We start from the raw sequence: 18684 nt of genomic DNA, 5'->3' as shown, positions 1-18684 counted from the left end.
AGAGCATGAAACAATCCGAAGAGAACTTGATAAAAGTCATAATCATTGATGATTCTGCATTTATGCGGAAATCATTAACGCTTATGTTGGAATCGGATAAAGAAATCCAAGTCATTGCTACTGCTCGAGATGGCAATGATGGAATAGACAAGATAGGTAAATTGAAGCCTGACATAGTAACGCTGGATATTGAAATGCCTGGTATGGATGGCCTCACTGCTTTAAAAATTATTATGGAACAAATGCCGGTGCCGGTGCTTATGGTCAGCTCGTTGACGACGGCGGGCGCATATTCCACCATGCAGGCACTTGAATTAGGGGCAGTTGATTTCATTTCAAAAGATCTTGCCTCTCTCTCGACGAACATCAGGAATATCAAAGATGAACTTATCGACAAGATAAAACAAATTGTACATAGCCGTTTAATTCAAACCCGATTTCGTATGAGGCGGTTAGCGCAATCATCGTACGTGAGAAAAAGTCAAAGCAAACCAAAATCTAAAACTGTCTCTTTCGAAAGTATAGCATTGGATTTCCAAGCAGTCGTTGTTGGGATCTCAACAGGTGGACCCGAGGTTTTAAATAAGCTCATTCCGAAAATTCCAGAGCAATTTCCCATAGGCATGGCAATTGTACAACACATGCCCCCGCATTTTACAAAATCGTTAGCGGATAGACTGAATAGTTTAAGCAGGGTTTATGTAAAGGAAGCAGAACAGGGGGAAATCATTGAAGCGGGAAAAGTGCTGATTGCACCTGGTGGGAAACAAATGACGTTTTGCAATGACGGTCCATATGTAAAAGCGGAAATTTCTGATGAACCTTTGAATGAACTGTATCGACCTTCTGCGGATATTATGATGAAATCTGCAGCTGCAACATTTCATGGACCGTTACTCAGCCTCATTATGACTGGTATGGGAAAAGATGGAGTCGGAGGACTGAAATGCATCAAATCAAAAGGCGGATATGTAATTGCGCAAGATGAAGAAAGCTGTATTGTGTATGGTATGCCACAGGCGGCGCTTGAAGAAGGTGTTGTAGATTGTATGGTATCACTCGAGAAAATCTCACTTGCACTTGAACAGTTAACAAAATTAAGGGTGCCATCATATAAGCCTGTTGGCAGAGGAGAAGGTATATGAATAAATATACCATGAATGATAATATGAATATTGCTTTCGGTGAATCGGATAAAAATCGTGTTTCCGATGAACAGAAGGGTAAATCGTTCAAGCGCCTCTTAGGAAAGAGGGATCAACATCTAAAATCAAATGACTCTTGTTCAGAAGGTACTGACGATAGATTGATGCCATCTATGAATATTCACGGTGCGGTTCGAGCATTCGAACAATTAATGCTGCATCGTCAAACATCAAAACAACTTTCCAACGATATTATTAAAGTATATACGGAAATGCTTCAGGTCGATGGTGCTTGCATATACAAATGCACCACCGAAGGTACTCTTGAGGTGGTGGCTTGTAATGCTACTTGGTCAAATACATTTTCCACGCCGGAGGCAGCGGAAGAAGTCGACGGTCGAAATATTCTTTTAAACCCAGTAGCGTTATTCCCCTGCGCCACGAGCACCACGAACTTATGGGAGATGGATCGATCGTCGAAAGCAATACCTTTGCCCTTAGGTGCGCATACGTATGGTTCGATCATATCATTGCCGCTGATATGCGACGGTACAACAGTTGGGGCGATCTCACTACTCAGTGCCCGTCCGCAATTCTTTTTACCAGAACGTATCGATGTCCTCCGCACGGTTGCCTCTCTGACCGCTTCGCTTTATATGAATATAAATGTAAGGAATGTCCTAGAGAAAGAACAGATTGAACGAATATCTCTTCAAAAAGATATTCAGATGCTACGTGAACAAAGAGCATCTCGGCAGCGCAATACCGACATAGGCACTGGAGCTGATGCCGTGTATGATGAATTGGAAGCGTTGTCATTTTCGGTCTCTCACGATTTGCGTGGACCAATTCTGACGATACGGAACATTTGCGATTGGTTAAGTACACAACATGCAGCAAATCTCGATACAGAAGGGCATGCACTGTTACGGCAGATTACTGCAAGCTCAGAGCACATGGAAAAGCTTCTTGACGGATTGCTCGCTTTTTCAAAAGTTGTTCAACTTGATCCACAGCAATCGCTGATTGATATGACTACTCTCGTGCATGCGGTGGTTGACGATTTGTTGAAATGTGAAGGCGGATCGTCTTCTCTTTCAATAGCTATCCGACCGCTCATTCCTGCTTACGGTGATGCAACATTAGTACGTCAAGTATGGTACAATCTTCTTTCGAATGCCTTCAAATATACACGCTATAAACAAAAACGAGAAGTGACCATTGATTCACAGCCGTTCAACGAAGGCGCAAAATATTGTGTAAGTGATAACGGTGTCGGATTTGATATGCAATATGTTGATCGCCTTTTCGGTGCGTTTCACAGATTACACGCTGCTGAAGAATTTGAAGGGACAGGAGTCGGTTTGGCAATTGTCCAACGGATTGTCCGAAGACACGGCGGACAAGTTTGGGCCGAAGGCAAAGTGGACACGGGTGCTCGGTTCTCATTTACACTTCCCAAAACAACGAAAACAATAAGTGAAACAATAGGCATAATGCAATGACACAGCAAAATGGAAATTTGAAAATTCTGATGCTGGAAGATATTCCGATCGACGCTGAAATGATAGAACGAGAACTTCAGAACGCAAACATTTTGTACAATGCACGGCGAGTTGCTTCCAAGAATAAGTTCTTGAAAGAGCTTGAAATATTTTCTCCAGATTTAGTGCTTGCAGATTATTCGCTGCCTCAGTTCAGCGGCTTGGAAGCGTTGAAAATAGTGCGTGGAAAGAAAGTAAGGATTCCATTTATCCTTGTCACAGGAATGAAGAATGAAGAAATAGCTGTAGAATGCCTGAAGGAAGGTGCTGATGACTATATTCTGAAGTCAAGTCTTCGTCGATTACCGGGTGCTATTCAAAATGCGCTTGAAAAACAGAGAGCAGAACGGGAAAATGAACGGCTTGAGGAGGAACTCAGACGGTCTCAGAAACAAATGCTCACCATCTTTGAAAGTATCACAGATGCATTCTTTTCCGTGAACAAATCTTGGTATGTCATGTATTTAAACCCGCGATCCGATACATTTCTGGCAAAAGTAAATAAACGACGTGAAGATCTCTGGGGGAAAAATTGGTGGGATGAATTTCCCGCCCCAAGCGATTCGGTGGCGTACAAAGCGTTACATCGCGCAATGGCAGCTCATGAATTTGCTGAATTTGAAGAGTACAATGCTGCATTAGATTCTTGGATGCAGGTTCGGGCGTATCCCGCAGAAGATGGTCTTGCCATTTATATGCAAGATATTTCTGAACGCAAAACAGCAGAGGAAAAAATTAGAGAACAAGCGAGTTTACTCGACATCGCACAAGATGCAATTATTGTTCGTGATCTTAACGATCATATCATTTACTGGAATAATAGTGCGGAAAGGATCTACGGATGGAAGCAAGAAGAAGCAATTTCAAAAAATGCTTCTCAATTGCTTCACACAGAACTCGACAGTATCGAGCGCGCGCTGCAGGACATAGAAAAGAAGGGACTATGGTTTGGTGAATTGCATCAGGTGACCAAGATGCAAAAGAGTGTTATTGTTGAAAGCAAGTGGAGCGTTGTCCGGGACGAACAAGGAAAGCCAAAGTCGATCCTTACTATCAATACGGACATTACTGATAAAAAGAACATCGAGCAGCAGTTTCTTCGTGCACAACGTTTGGAAAGCGTTGGTACACTGGCAAGCGGGATTTTACATGATCTCAACAATGTTCTGACACCAATCATTTTAGCTGTTCCTTTTATGAGGGAAAAACTAACAGATGAAGCAAGTCAGGATATCCTCAGAACGCTCGAAAGCTCTGCAAAACGGGGCGAGGGGGTTGTCAGACAACTGATGTCATTTGTACGGGGAGTGAAGGGCGACCGCGTTATGCTTCAACTCAAACTCCTTGTGTTTGAATTATTACATTTCATTGCAGAAACATTTCCACCAATTATTAAAGTAGAAAAGCATTGTCCTAAAGGTATTTGGTTTGTTGTGGGAGATTCGACACAATTATATCAAGTATTGATGAATCTTTCGATCAACGCCCGTGATGCAATGCCCAACGGTGGTACGCTCAAAATTGATTTACAAAATATTACACTCAGCGAACAAGAGGCAGGGTTACACCTGGATGCTGCACCTGGCATGTATGTTGTCTTAAGTGTGAAGGATACTGGCAGCGGAATTCCGCGGGAAATAATCAATCGAATATTCGATCCATTTTTCACAACGAAGGAACCGGGGAAAGGAACTGGCTTAGGCCTCTCATCGGCGTTAAGCATTGTAAAAAGCCACGGCGGTTTCATCGATGTTCATAGTGAAGTAGACAAGGGGACAGAATTTAAAGTCTTTCTTCCTGCCAAGGAAGAGGTGGCGGAGTTGGAAGTTGTGCAGGATTGCGCTGTCGCGATGGGCCATGGTGAGACCATTCTTGTCGTGGATGATGAAAAAACCATGCAGGATCTTTTGCGGCCGACACTTGAAAAGAAAAACTTTAAAGTACTGACTGCTTATGATGGGTATGAAGCAATTACTGTGTATAAAGAAAATCAAAAGAAGATTGATATTGTATTGCTGGACATGCTTATGCCAAAATTAAGCGGACTATCAACAATTCCTGAACTCCGACAAATAAATCCACAAATTAAAATAATTGGTATGACGGGAAGTATGTTGGAAAACATGAGTAGTGAGATGAACGCGATAATGCATGAGTTACCTTTCCTTCAGAAGCCTTTCAGTTCTGAAGACGTCGCTTCAATGGTGAACGAAGTATTGTGTGAAGTTCCAAGTGCGTGAACCGAGGAATAAGTTTTTATAATTGGCGAAATGCCGTGCATATCGCGGCTCGATGATGAGATAAAATAGTATGGCTGCTGTTAAGACAATTTGGGATCAAAAAAGAATCGGTGTCATTCAAAAGGTGACATCCTCAACTGCGACTGTCTTACTTGATTCGCAATTAGTAAGTCTCTCAGTGCAGTTGAATGGGAAATCGTATCCTATCGGACAGATAGGTACCTATGTGCTTGTGCCTGTTGGCAGACAGGTTTTGCTTGGTATGGTGTCAGAATTCAGAAAGTTCGAATATGGAGAAAATGGGAAAACGAAATCTCATTATGAAATGATCATTTCTCTTATTGGATCTGTCAAAAATGGTATTTTTGAGCGCGGCGTCTCTACGTTCCCAACAGCAGAAACTCCAGTATACATTCTTGAAGAAAAAGATCTTGCAGTTGCTTTTTCAGTGTTTCAGCGGTTCGGGTTTTCGACAGGCAGACTTTCCCTTTTTGAAAACGAGCGGGCCTTTATTGATCCAAACCGGTTTTTTGGAAAACACCTTGCGGTCATTGGAACAAGCGGCTCCGGTAAGTCATGCACCGTTGCTTCAATCCTTCAAAAAGTGATCGGCTTTCCTGATACGAAAGTGATCATTTTAGATATACATAATGAATATCGAAGCGCTTTTCCAAAGAATAGTCAATATCTTAATATAACGGAACTCGAGCTGCCATTCTGGTTAATGACGTTTCAAGAAATGACGGAAGTATTTGTTAATCCTTCAGATGAACATGCGGCAACTCACATTACGGTTTTAAAAGAGCTTGTGTTTCAAGCAAAACGCTTGCAGAATCCGGAATTGAAAAATGTTCTGACGATTGATACGCCAGTGTACTACGATTTCGAAAAAGTTCGTTCAAAAATAGAAGCACTTGATTCAGAAAAAAGCGGCCCATTTTATGGAAAGTTTGCCCGATTTCTGGTGCAGCTCGACACTAAATTAAATGACCCGCGTTATGACTTTATGTTTAAGCCCAGACTGTATATTCACTCTGGCTCGTTTTCAGAATTGCTCACAAAAATGTTCGGGCCGAATGGGGCATCGAAGATTACCATCATGGATATGAGTGGTGTTCCATTCGATATCGTGAATACCGTCGTTTCGCTTATGGCGAGATTGGCATTTGATTTTAATTTCTGGAATATTAGCCGCCGCGAATGTCCGATTCTCTTGGTCTTTGAAGAAGCACATAATTATTTGTCAACTACCACAGAAGGAACGCAAGCGGCAAGGCGCACAGTCGAACGTATAGCAAAAGAAGGGAGAAAATACGGGGTAAGTTGTATGATCGTCAGCCAAAGACCCTCTGATATTTCCGATACGATTTTATCTCAATGTAACAACTTTGTCGTCATGCGTCTCACAAATCCAGTAGATCAGAATTATGTGTGCCGGCTCGTTGCAGATACATATCCCGGTCTTGAAAGCCTGCTCCCCTCGCTTCGTCAAGGAGAGGGATTATTTGTCGGTGATGCGGTTCCTATGCCGCTGCGTATTCAAATAGACCCGCCAGACCCGGAACCAGCAAGCGCGGATATACAGTTTTTTGATAAATGGAAACGTAAGACTGAACCGACGAATGTCGGCGAGATCGTAAGACGATGGTGGTACCAAGAACGTTGTTAGTGGGATGAACAATGTGCTGAAGAAAAGCTGCACAACGAGAGAATGCATAAATTATTGACATAGTACTTATTGTATCATCAATAATATTGTACAGAAATTGTGAATGACCAACAAGTGATGGCTACAGCACCGAATGCGTCCGAAGAACTTCGAATGGAAGCCAACCACATTTTAAAAGTGGTTGACCAAGCCATTAAAGCAGGATATTTAGACGAAGCAAAAGAGCATCTTGAAAAAGCAAAGAGGATTGATCCGACTAATGCATACATTTATGCATTCCAAGAACGGATTGCCTTCCTGAAGGAGGAAGCAGCAAAGAAAAAAACTGCATTATCCAACCGTGGTGCGATGGAAGATGCAGCACGATCAAAACTCGATGCTGATCGTCGGCGCGCAGAGGAAGAGCGGTTAAAAAGGGAAGAAGCGCAGATACGACAACTAGAGGAGTGGCATCAGAAAAAGCTCGAGGCGGAGCAACGACACCAGGAAGATTTGATACGTGCCGCTAGAGGACAAGCACCGTCTAACGCAACCCCCACTTCCATTGTCCCTGAACGTACCTCTCCTGTTTCGCCAGAACAGCCTAGAAAAACTGATGATGTACCCCAGCAACAACCCATACCGCAACAAAGATCCATACCGCGGCAACAACCCGTGCCACAGCAGCCATCGCCTGTACCACAGCAAAAACCTATTCAGGCAGATGCACAACAGAGTACGCAGGCGACAAAAGCGAACGAAGCCCACGATATGTACAAACGAGTGTTGCTGCTTGCTTGGGCAGACGGCGCAATGTCGCCAGAAGAAGAGAGTCAGCTTAGGGATTTACGAACATCACTCCGTATTACGACGGAGGAACACACACAGCTCGAGTTAGAAGCCAAGGAAGAATCCTACGCACATGCATTTACGCTTGTTTGGACTTCTGGGATGAATGCGAAAGAGCGCTCGGCTGTCATTAATGAACTTCGTCAAAAGTATCATGTTTCACCAGAAGCACATTCAAGAGTCGAAGCAAAAGTTCTCATAGAATTTGGTCATCATCAGAATAAGCCAACACTCTATGTTATTGATGACGAGGAGAATACGCTTGGAATGATCGTACGGGTACTTGAAGGAGGAGGTTTTGCTGTCCATGCTTTCAATACGTCTGATGAGGCACTTGCCAGTCTTCAGCAGGATATACCTGATTTGATCGTTTCTGACATCAATCTTGAATCTTCAACAATTGGAGGATTTTCGTTCTATGAAAAAGTCCGACAGTTGCCCCATCTCAGTCGCGTACCATTCATTTTTCTAAGTGGAATGATTGATGAGGGGATGATAAGATACGGCAAGGGTCTTGGAGCCGATGATTATCTAACAAAACCCTTTTCCGGTGACATGCTTCTCGATACAATTAAAGGGAAATTAAAACGTTATAAACAGCTAAAATCCAATTAATATTTAATATAGCAATATAATGCGCTCACGCAGATATAAAGGAGCAAAATCATGATGGACATATTTAAAAGATCTTTGCAAACCACATTGATTGTGAGATTTCTCATTCCGTTGTTAGCGATCTCTCTTTTCGGAATCATTTACTTTGCAATCAACCAGCAGTCGGCTGGACGTGAAGCATCTGACCGTAATGCACGGTTGCTTTCAGAAACGCTCTCCTTCTCGGTTGGAGCAGGTTTGAATGACGGCAACTTCGATCTTGTTCAAACATCTTTCGACTGGGCGAAGGGAGATGCTGCTGTCGCCTTTATATTGATCCTTGACGAATCCAATAAAATAATTATTGAACATAATCCAAGAAAGCTAACATATGATTTGCCAACACTCATACGGCGTGAAACATTTGACGATGCAAGAGACGTTGTTGTGGCGATTCATCCAATCGAATATAAGAACAGGAAGTTAGGTACAACGATTGTTGGTGTTACCATGGCACCGGTTTTGGAAAGCATGAATAGACAAATATTATTATCTGCCGCATTCAATATATTAATTCTCATATTAGGAATTTGGTATGTTATTTTCTTTGCCCGTGTATTAGTTAAAGACATCAAAGCCGTGCAGATAAGTATCGACAATGCAGATTTGAATACGCAATTTAACACTATACGGGAAGATGAAATGGGCCAGCTTCAACATGCCTTCGATCGTTTTGTTGGATCTATCCGCGAAACATTAATTAAAGTGTCAGAGACAGCCGCTTCCGTTGCAAGCGCAAGTTCAGAGATAAGCTCAAGCACGGAAGAGATGGCAGCGGGTTCTCAAGAACAGACCACACAATCGGAGGAAATAGCAAGGGCGGTTGAGCAAATGGCAAAAACCATCGCCGTGAATTCAGAGAATGCGGGGGAAACTGCACATACTGCGGAACAGGCCAAAACCGCTGCAGAACAAGGTGGAAAGGTCGTTACAGACACTGTGATCGAAATGAAACAGATCGCGAATGTTGTACGAGAGTCTGCAGGCACAATTCAAAATCTTGGTAAATCAAGTGATGAAATTGGTGAGATCATTGGTGTGATCGAGCATATTGCCGACCAAACAAATCTGTTAGCTCTCAATGCGGCTATCGAAGCGGCGAGGGCTGGTGAACAAGGTCGTGGATTTGCAGTGGTTGCCGATGAAGTGAGAAAATTAGCAGAACAGACCACAAAAGCGACAAAACAAATTGCAGGCATGATTCAGCAAATTCAGGCAGATAGTCATGGTGCCGTCAGCTCAATGGCGAATGCCACAAAGCAGGTAGATGCAGGGATTGTGTTAGCAGATCGGGCAGGAACGTCGCTGCAGGAGATCGTGCAGACCTCACAAAAGGTAACACAAATGGTGACTCAGATTGCGGTTGCAAACGAAGAGCAATCGAGCACCAGCGAACAAATCAGTAAGAACATGGAAGCTATTGCCACGGTTACTCAACAAACAGCTTCAGGCACCCAGCAAATAGCACGCGCAGCCGAAGATCTGAATCGATTGACGGAAGCTCTTCAACACCTCGTCGGTCAGTTCAAGTTAACAGCACAAAAGGAACATGAGGTATTTTCTGTGTCTCCACAGAAATCATTTGAATTGAAGCCACGTTCGAAATACGCTATTGAAGAAGGTTCTTCATTACCGGCTATTCATAGAAATTGGACGGAAAAATAAAAAAGGATATATTACTATCAAATCAAAACTCAATAGGGGCAATAATCTTTGAAAATGAACAGTACATTTTTAAAAAATAATCGAAAGGATAAAAATACTATGAAAAAAAGAATAGTTCTTCTCTGTTGCCTAGTTTTTATAAGTTCTGGTTTGATTCTAGCTCAAGTAAACAACAAAAAAGAGAATGCGAAGAGCATCACAATAGGATTTATAGGAAAAAGCAAGTCGAATGATGTGTTTACAGCCGCATATTCTGGAGCCCGTGTTGCTGCAAAAGAACTTGGAGCTAAATATGGAGTCCAGGTTATTATCGACTGGCAGACACCGCAAACTGAGAACCCAAAGGAACAAATTCAGGCAATTGAACGGCTTAGTCAATCTGGTGCAGCTGGAATTGCCATTGCACCCAGCGATGCGAATACAATAACTTCTCCAATCAACAAAGCGGTAGATCTCGGTACACAGGTAGTTTGCTTTGATGCCGATGCACCAAAGAGCAAACGTTTTGCATATTATGCTTCCGATAATGCTGAACTCGGACGTGTAATCATGAAAGAGCTTGCTCAAGAAATGAATGAAAAGGGTGTCATAGCAATTCTCGCCGGTAATAAGAATGCACAAAACCTTCAGCAACGCGTTAAAGCTGTCACTGAAGAACTTAAAAAATATCCATCTATGAAACTCCTGCCAAATGGAGTCTTTTATCATGATGAAATTCCTGCGAGAGCATCTGAGGTGGTTGCAAGAGCGCAAAAAGAATATCCTCAAATTGGAGGTTGGGCGTTTATCGGTGCTTGGCCGCTCTTTATGAAAAATGGAATAAAATGGGAACCGGGGCATGCCAAGATTGTTGCTGCCGATGCGCTCCCTGTTGAATTAGAATACATCAGGAGCGGACATGCGCAAGTTCTTATTGCACAGGACTGTTTTTCTTGGGGATATAAGTCTGTTGAGCTTTTACTTGACAAGGTGCTAATGAATAAAGCTCCAGCTGAAGAATCCATTTCTGCCCCACTGACACGGGTCACGAAAGAGAATTTAGACGAATGGTCTTTGAATTGGAGGAAATGGTTGCTCAAGGAAGCAGTGAATCGTTGAGGATGATTTCATGAGCGACATTGATAAATGTTGCTATAAATTGTATGTAAACAAAATCGCCCAATGTACGTTGGGCGATTTTGTTTTACAGAAGGGGAAGGAAATCAACCAAACTCTGTAGTGTATTGTTTCAATCCACGCGCCCTGACAAAGTCGGGAGCGCGACATCCAGAAGAGACGATTCGTTTCAATCGGATCGCTATAAGGCATTCCAGGGGCAATGTATGTTCATCATACGTTCTCTATATGGAAAAAGAGGAGCGATAAAAGTTCGTGCAACAACGGAAGGATTACGCAGGGAAGAAATTTCAATTCAATCTCAGTAAACTCAAATAAGAACATACGCTTCCAACAAAACAAAAAGCCGATCCAGAAATGAATCGGCTTTCACAACTACCCTATTGCATTTGTCTCACTTCAGCAGAACCAGTTTCTTTGTTTCTGTGAATGAACCAGCTTGTAGACGATAAAAATAAATTCCGCTAGTAAGTCTACTTCCATCAAATTTAATCTCATAATCTCCAGCTTTTTTTCCTTCATTAACTAAAGTTTCTAACTCTCTTCCCAGTGCATCGTATATTTTTATCATTACAAAACAATTGTTAGGAATTGAATAACTTATATAGGTGCTTGGATTAAATGGATTCGGAAAGTTCTGGCGAAGATTAAATACTTGCGGTAATATCTTTTCTTCGAATATGTCTGTAACGTATTGATTTTCAAATATTCCCATATCAGGTTTTAACCCGGTATAATATTCATGAAAAAGATTAAGTACCGCTTCATTCTGCCAAAGAAAAAAATCTGTACCTGCGTCTATGCAAGAGCTGCTTTGCTTAAGTTTAAAATTATCTCTGGTAATATCTTCGAATTTAGGATCCATATTTATATTGTTCTGCAACCAGTTGATAGTGTAACCGCTCTCATAAACTATGTTATTTTTACCTCCCTTTATATCAGAGTAAGCGATATTTATTTCTGCACCGAAAAGTTTAATTTCTGAGAAACCGTTACCCCATAAAATACTATTAAGAAATAATGGTGATGAATGTTCAATATAAGCGCCGGTTGGACTGCCCAGGTTTTGACTAATTGTACAATTAATTATTTCAGGATCGCTACTTGAAAGCATATTTAGTGCATTACCTTGCCATATAGCAGTATTTTTAAAAAGTAAAACTCTTTCTATTCTCGGATTAGAATTTCCAATACAGCTTATTCCGCCACCCATGCTTGAAGTATTATTTTTAATGGTTATATCGAGTAATATAGGGCTTGCATTATCCCGGCATGCTAATCCTCCTCCAAATCCAACGGAAGAATTATTTATAATTTTTAAATTTCTTAAGGTCGGTTGAGAGCCCCTGCAATATATCCCTCCACCCTCCTGAACATCTCTTCCGTTTTCTACTGTCAATCCGGTAAGTACTGCATTATTATTCTCATTGTTTAAAAATTTGACAACATTATATCCCGGGTTACCTCTAATTCTTGTCGACGAAATAAAAGAAGTATCATTTGTTAATAAAAATCTAGAGCCAATAGTTATATTTTTTCCTTTATAATCAATATTTTCATTATAAACTCCCGGTTCTAATAGGATTGTATCATTAATAGCAGAGAGATTTATTCCTCTTTGTATAGATAAAAAAGGATTTTCCAGTGTTCCGTTTCTAGAGTCGGAACCCGTAGGAGAAATCCAAGTAATTCCTTTTTTATATATTGTAATAAAGTCTTTAATAGTGAGGGAATCGGATATTGAGTTATCGGAAGTTTTTAAAGTAACATTATAAAATCCGGGTTCTTCAAATATCCAGGTAGGTTCTTTCTCATATGAATCTGGTTGCCCGTCATTATTAAAGTCCCATTCCCACACAATATCTTTGTTAATTGAACGTGAAAGATTTATAAAATGAATTTCTAACGGCGGATATCCTTCTCTTACGTATGATGTAAAGTCTGCAATTAACAAGCCTGACAACGGAATGTCTAAAGAATTTTCATACGCACCCAAATCTACACTAGAATTGGGATTAACTTGTCTGGCGTTTCCTTCAATATCCTCTCGCGGCGCATCTTCATTATTAATGCCTGTTCCAATACAATAGCTATTATCATTTAGATGAAAATTCCCATTTTGTGCATCGATAAATAGAGGATCTCTCGTTATGTTGGTTCCTTGTTGAAGTACAACATTACCGTTTGCATTATCCCATATTCCGTTTCTACCGTCCTGAATATCAGAGTACGAAATATTAACTGAATTTGGTGAGTCGAGGTCATAAAAAAAAATCTGTTGAGGTGTATTGTTCCACATTATTGAATTTACAGCTTTTATAGAAGTCGCCTGACAGTAGATTCCACCACCCAGGTCCTTAGATTTGTTATATGCAATTGTGACATTTACCAAATTATAACTTGCATGATAACCATAAAGAGCTCCTCCCCAATCATCAGCTATATTATTATAAAGCAAGACATTTATTAATGTAGGATAGGCGCCGAAAGAAGAATTTATCGCTCCACCTTGTAATGAATGACAGTTACTTATTATTACATTTATAATTGTAGGACTGGAAGCGTTACAATATATCCCTCCGCCAAGTCCGTAATCCCCACTTGTTATTTTTAAGTTCTGTATTGTTATATTAGAAATATTACTCAGAAAAAGAATTCCGGAACTGAAATCACCCATTAGAATCGTTTCATTAACCCCGCTGCCGTTTAAACAAAGGTTACTTTTAAGTACTAATTCATATTTCTCACCGTTTGTATTTTTACTGTAAATACCCGGTAAGAGGTTTAGTGTATCCGTTACATTGAAATTTCCATTTAGCTTAGAAAGGGCATAACTTATTGTTTTCAACGGATAATTCTTAGTTAACCCTGAATCATTGTCGTTGCCGTTAGGGGAGACATATAGAACCGTTTGTTGACTCTGTGCGAAAGAAACTTCGCACTGAATTAAAATAAATATTGTTGTAAGTATATTATTCATGATTATCCTAGAAGTTTGAAAACTCTATTTATAATATTGTTACAGTGACAACGGTATTTTATGTTACAATTCAAACGATATGGAGTTCTCTGATTAAAAATAATAAATCTGGCAACCTAACGGTTGGCGGCTAAGCTGCGGCAACGATAACCCGCAAATTGCTAAAAACGAAACAAGTTCATGCTGAAAAAGAAATTATTAAGACTAAAACCTATGCTTGCCATGTGCCGCTTTCCTGCATCCCGTACAGCGGGACTTAACCTACTATGCCCGCCGAAGTTTGCTTTTAAACGTAGGCGGGCAGCTCTCAACCGTCAGTGAGCGCCGAAGGCGCCATCCCGCTAAAATAGATTAATTATTGATAGCGGGACTTGTTGAGCGCTTTATGCGAAACCCCGCATAGCGAGGAGCGCCTGATTAGGCGGCATTTTATGTTTTTGATATCGACAAATGTAGCATATACTGCACGTCAAGAGAATCTGAAAGCAAGCCCATAAGTTTATTTCTAAAACTCAATCCAAGCCCCTTTATCTTAAATGTGTAAAACGTATTTAATATGCTAATCCTCTTATCCCATGAAGTTATGATTGACTTGTTTTTTAGACCCCATTTAAAGAATGATTTGGAATCCAATCCAGATTTATGAATTACTTGGTTTGCTATATGAACTCCTTTAGGTGAAGTTACATCAAATATTATTTCGGAATTATCAAATTTGTCGGCGAGCTTAACAATGAAATTCTTTATTTCTCCTTCTTCAAAATAAACGAATACTCCGGTTGCTATAAACAGAACCTTATCAGGGATAACAATCTTATTAAACCATTTTGTGTCAAGAAAAGAGCATGAGATAAATTGTCTATTTTCATTCTCCATCATGAATTTCTTTCTTAAATCTATCACATCCGGAAGGTCTAAGTCATACCAAAGAATCGACTTATTATTAAGCCTTTCATAGGTAGTATCCAATCCACAACCAATATTTACAATTGTTCCGTTGGGATGATTTTTGATGAAGTTTTCTATTACGGAATCAAATCTTTTGCAGCGAGCGATCCATGCAATCTGACTAATTTCAGATACATTTTTTGACATCCGCGAAAAATCATAATCAACGAGATCAATAATTTCTACTGCTGCTTTATCAATGAATATTTGTTTACTCTTCTTAGCTTCAACTGCTCTTGCCCATACCGGCATAAAAAGAGTTTTTTGAATGTCTCCTAATTCGACTTTAATTTTATTATTCATGTTTTATTCCTTTGGTTCTCAACGTATTTCTTAATTGCCGCTAACATACCCGCTACTTTCCGCGTTTTGTGCGTCCCGCTGTTTTGTAGCGGGATAGCAGGAAGCGCCTGGTCAGGGCACAACCTTCTTTGCAATTAGTGTAGTTTGCCAATTTGAATACAAAACGTTATTCCACCATAGGCTTTTATACTATTGATATTGGCAAATCCTATTATCGCTACACCCAAATAAGAAAATGGTGCTACTGATATTTCAACTTGAATAGGTAAACCAACTGACGAACGAGAGATTTCTTCATAGTCATCAGCACCAAACATTTCATTTGCCCTACGTATCAGTTTACCTCGATTAATAGAGTGTACATAGCTAATGCCGGCACCAGTTGAAGCATACCATTTACCCCATCGAGCGGATACTCCATAAAGGATGCCTATATCTCCGATACGTTCTACTGGATTGTCGCCAAAAAGTTTAAATTCGTCTGTTGCAACAGCATGTATGGAAAGAAACTGACCCGAAAAGTCGTATGCAAATGATGCTGTTCCGCTAACATCCATTGTTCCAACACCAATGCCAAGACTCAATTTATATAAACTGCAAGGGGCATTTTGAAGATCAGTGGCATTACTTGCACTATTTATTTGTGAAAATGATGCACTAATAACGAAAATATTTATAAGGTATGCTTTCGCAAACCATCCAGACACGTTATCCATCAAGTCTCCTGAAAAATTGTGCCCTAACGGACCGACTCCCAATAAATCGAGGCGGAGCCCTGTAACTGTGACACGCGAAGCGTGTCTCTATATCTATAGTTCATGCTGAAAAAGAAATTATTAAGACTAAAACCTATGCCCGCCATGTTTAATGTACCCAGCTCTCAACCGTCAGCTTGAGCGCCTGGTTATACCGCTTGCGCATTTTTTTGACATTAGACTGTCTTTTCTATGGTAGTATCTGAGCTAGAACAAGTATCGCTACTGTCATTCAATTTTGAACAATGGGCAGTAGGATTATCAAAATACTTACGCACATTTGGTTGAAAATCTTTGCTTTTATACCATCGGTTCTCACTGAATGCAGATCGTGGTTGTCTTGTTTCCCTGTCGATAAATGTTCGATAATATTTCTTGTTATTAGCTCCGGTAGAACTAATAAAAACTTTCCACAAACTTTTAAATTCTGGCAAGCTTCCAGCAATGGCTGACTCATATTGCTCAACCGTTGTTGGTTTGTACATCTTTGTCATTGCATAAACCATTCCGTAGATATCTTTTTGCATTTTTTCGAATGGCCGTCTTCCTTTTATCAATTCCTTAAAGCAAAGGAATCCAAAATAGAAATTGTCAAATTTATCAACTTGCTTTAATGTCTCAAGTGTAAAATCTTGGCGAATAAACAATTTCTTTTGGATGCCTTTATTAATATCACCGTTTGCAGAATAGTATATTCTGAAAAACAGGTTTCGTTCTATGATCTGCTCTGAATGAACATATTGATTATAAAGACCGTCGCCAAACTCTCCTCGTTTTCGTTCATAAAGTATACCATAACGTTCGAAGAGGCATTTCTGGATCGTAGCATGGATATCTGAATTCGAGAATCTATCAGCGATGATTACTGGAGTTTGCTGATTCGTTGCGATAGAGATCTCGTCTATTAATGATATTGTGTCTACACGACCTTTGCTTCCGATCAAAGTTATTACTTTAAGCAGAACTTCTTTATTATGAAATATTTGTTCAACGTTATTGTTCTTGTGCTTATCGAATATTCGGCTTAGAGTAAATGCCGTTTGTCCACCATTGATAATTTGGGGATTCTTAATACTCAATTGTGCTTTATTTTTTTGCCCTATTTTTTCATTAATATATGTCTCATCAGATAACATTGTTATACCGTTATTAAACAAGGCAAACTCGTTTGTGTCTTTGCTTAGTATAGTTTCTTTTATCGCCTCATTTACCTTTTGTCCCTCGAGCTCTAAATAACTTCTTGGATTAAATTTCAATATTGAGTTTTTATACTTACTCATTATTCTACCAATTTCTAAGGTAGGAACGAAGAGCACAGTAATTTCACATTCATTATTTTTAGTCTGCACATTATAGCTGATTTTACTCCCGGCACTTTTATTGCTCAAGTCAATAAAAATATTCATATCTGAAGCGTTAAAATATGTACCCGATATAACCGGAAACACAAGTTGCTCATAGCATTTATCACAATTTAGTACTTCAACTGCATATCCACCGCATAAAGTCCTTAACTTCGATTCTTGTATTCCAAACAAGTTTGCGATAATAATGACTCGATACGAATATCTTGCAATATTGTCTAATGTAGAAATTTCTCGTTGCAGTTGTTTTATTTTCCCGCTGTAATCATTACCTTGTTCATCGTTTGCTTCACCTTCAAGTATTCTATTTATATCCATTCTCAGGATTTCTTCAAGCTCTATCTTTTTATTTTCAAAATTATCTTCAGTCGTTCGAAATTTTGATTGTATAAAATAGATAGTTTTATTTTCATTATTAATGTAGTATCCATCTATTCCTCCATCATATGCTCCATCTGTGACAAAGTGCTCCCGATCTTCGAACTCTAATAATCCGAAACTAACCTTTAAATAAAGGTGTATAAACGCACGAGACCTTGCTTGATTGATAGCTTCAATTTCCGACGCAGGATTGTATTTTTTTTCATATCGAGGCGTTGCCTCAGATCTGATTCGATCTAGAATATTTAATAATGTTTGATACTTGCTAATGCTCACTGTTACCTCTATGATATATTTTTAATGTCGCAAGCGGTATAACTACTGCTTAGATAGAGTAATTCTATTATTTATGCATATTAGCATAAGCTATAGACATTGTCCATGTTTTGTTCTTTAAATACATGATAGGCAGACCTGTATTCTATCATTTTAGGATTTTCTTTGAAGATGGAGAAAAGTAGTAGATGCTTAGTACCTCCACAGCCGGAGGCCTGATAATGTAACACGCGAAGCGTGTTTCTATTTCTAAAGTTTATTCGGAAGAAACTCTTATAATGAATGATGCTTCTATTCGCCACGCTTAACGTACCCAGCCCAGCCGCAACTACTTGGTGATAATGTAGCTCTGATTAAAATCATTGTCAATAAGTCGGAGGCCTGAGAATGTAACAAGCGTTAGTTTGCTACAATATTCAAGTCATTTCGCCAGCCAGCGCGATGACTAAAACTACACAGGATTTTTTTAAATAACGCGTAAAGTACGTTTCTTATCAAAAACTAAAGCGCCTGATACACTACCAGATGTCAGACGCTTAGGGAGGATTACGCTCTGTCGGAACGAATAATAAAGTAACGCATAGTATTTCTCCTTAACGACACGGATATTCTCAAGTAATAATAAGATTGAAAGGTTTTAAATCTATTATCAATTCCTCGTGAAGAGTGATGAAGTGGATGAAGCTCTGTTCCAAATCAGGATGAAATGATTGGACACAATCATTACCTCTCCGATCGCTGAGAGCGGTCGGAGAGGTGGTCTCAAGTTGTGAGGGAGTTTCGCTATTTAAATCGGTGGAAGAAACAGGGTTACAG

11 protein-coding genes are annotated in these 18684 nt (G+C 39.9%); 7 read left to right on the top strand and 4 right to left on the bottom strand.

Annotated features, from left to right (window positions below; genetic code table 11):
- Positions 1-5: 5 nt before the first annotated feature.
- The 7 genes from NTX44_03970 to NTX44_03940 all read left to right on the top strand — a co-directional run bounded on the left by NTX44_03970 (position 6) and on the right by NTX44_03940 (position 10843).
- Complete coding sequence (locus tag NTX44_03970) at positions 6-1145, top strand: chemotaxis response regulator protein-glutamate methylesterase (GenBank protein ID MCX6120756.1); 1140 nt, start codon at positions 6-8, stop codon at positions 1143-1145.
- Positions 1142-2650: an ATP-binding protein gene (locus tag NTX44_03965; GenBank protein ID MCX6120755.1), complete on the top strand. Its 1509-nt coding sequence runs from the start codon at positions 1142-1144 to the stop codon at positions 2648-2650. Before NTX44_03970 ends, NTX44_03965 begins: the two co-directional genes overlap by 4 nt.
- The gene (locus NTX44_03960) at positions 2647-4929 is read left to right on the top strand and encodes a response regulator (GenBank protein ID MCX6120754.1); all 2283 of its coding nucleotides are present in this window, start codon (positions 2647-2649) and stop codon (positions 4927-4929) included. Before NTX44_03965 ends, NTX44_03960 begins: the two co-directional genes overlap by 4 nt.
- 70 nt (positions 4930-4999) lie before the next feature.
- The gene (locus tag NTX44_03955) at positions 5000-6598 is read left to right on the top strand and encodes a DUF853 family protein (GenBank protein ID MCX6120753.1); all 1599 of its coding nucleotides are present in this window, start codon (positions 5000-5002) and stop codon (positions 6596-6598) included.
- Positions 6599-6697: 99 nt separating this feature from the next.
- On the top strand, positions 6698-8041 hold the full coding sequence (locus NTX44_03950) for a response regulator (GenBank protein MCX6120752.1): 1344 nt from the start codon (positions 6698-6700) through the stop codon (positions 8039-8041).
- 51 nt (positions 8042-8092) lie between these two features.
- Positions 8093-9745, top strand: coding sequence for a HAMP domain-containing methyl-accepting chemotaxis protein (locus tag NTX44_03945; GenBank protein MCX6120751.1), 1653 nt, complete (start codon positions 8093-8095; stop codon positions 9743-9745).
- Positions 9746-9844: 99 nt separating this feature from the next.
- Positions 9845-10843 carry a substrate-binding domain-containing protein gene (locus NTX44_03940; GenBank protein MCX6120750.1) on the top strand — a complete coding sequence of 333 codons (999 nt, stop codon included), beginning with the start codon at positions 9845-9847 and terminating at the stop codon, positions 10841-10843.
- A gap of 412 nt (positions 10844-11255) precedes the next feature.
- On the opposite strand, the gene NTX44_03935 is transcribed toward NTX44_03940, so the two are convergent.
- From NTX44_03935 to NTX44_03920, 4 genes are all read right to left on the bottom strand, one after another.
- Positions 11256-13841: a T9SS type A sorting domain-containing protein gene (locus tag NTX44_03935; protein MCX6120749.1), complete on the bottom strand. Its 2586-nt coding sequence runs from the start codon at positions 13839-13841 to the stop codon at positions 11256-11258.
- A gap of 429 nt (positions 13842-14270) precedes the next feature.
- Positions 14271-15092 carry a class I SAM-dependent methyltransferase gene (locus tag NTX44_03930; GenBank protein MCX6120748.1) on the bottom strand — a complete coding sequence of 274 codons (822 nt, stop codon included), beginning with the start codon at positions 15090-15092 and terminating at the stop codon, positions 14271-14273.
- A 134-nt stretch (positions 15093-15226) separates the two neighbouring features.
- Entirely contained in the window at positions 15227-15808 is a 582-nt protein-coding gene (locus NTX44_03925) for a hypothetical protein (GenBank protein MCX6120747.1), read from the bottom strand.
- Between the two features lie 215 nt (positions 15809-16023).
- A complete protein-coding gene (locus tag NTX44_03920) occupies positions 16024-17868 on the bottom strand; it encodes an AIPR family protein (GenBank protein ID MCX6120746.1) in 1845 nt (614 codons plus the stop codon).
- Between the last annotated feature and the right edge of the window lie 816 nt (positions 17869-18684).

This window comes from Ignavibacteriales bacterium (assembly GCA_026390575.1).
In the GTDB taxonomy this organism is placed as follows: Bacteria; Bacteroidota; Ignavibacteria; order UBA10030; family UBA10030; genus Fen-1298.
The sequence above is the reverse complement of the archived record's forward strand: the minus strand, read 5'-3'. Positions and strand labels throughout refer to the sequence as shown.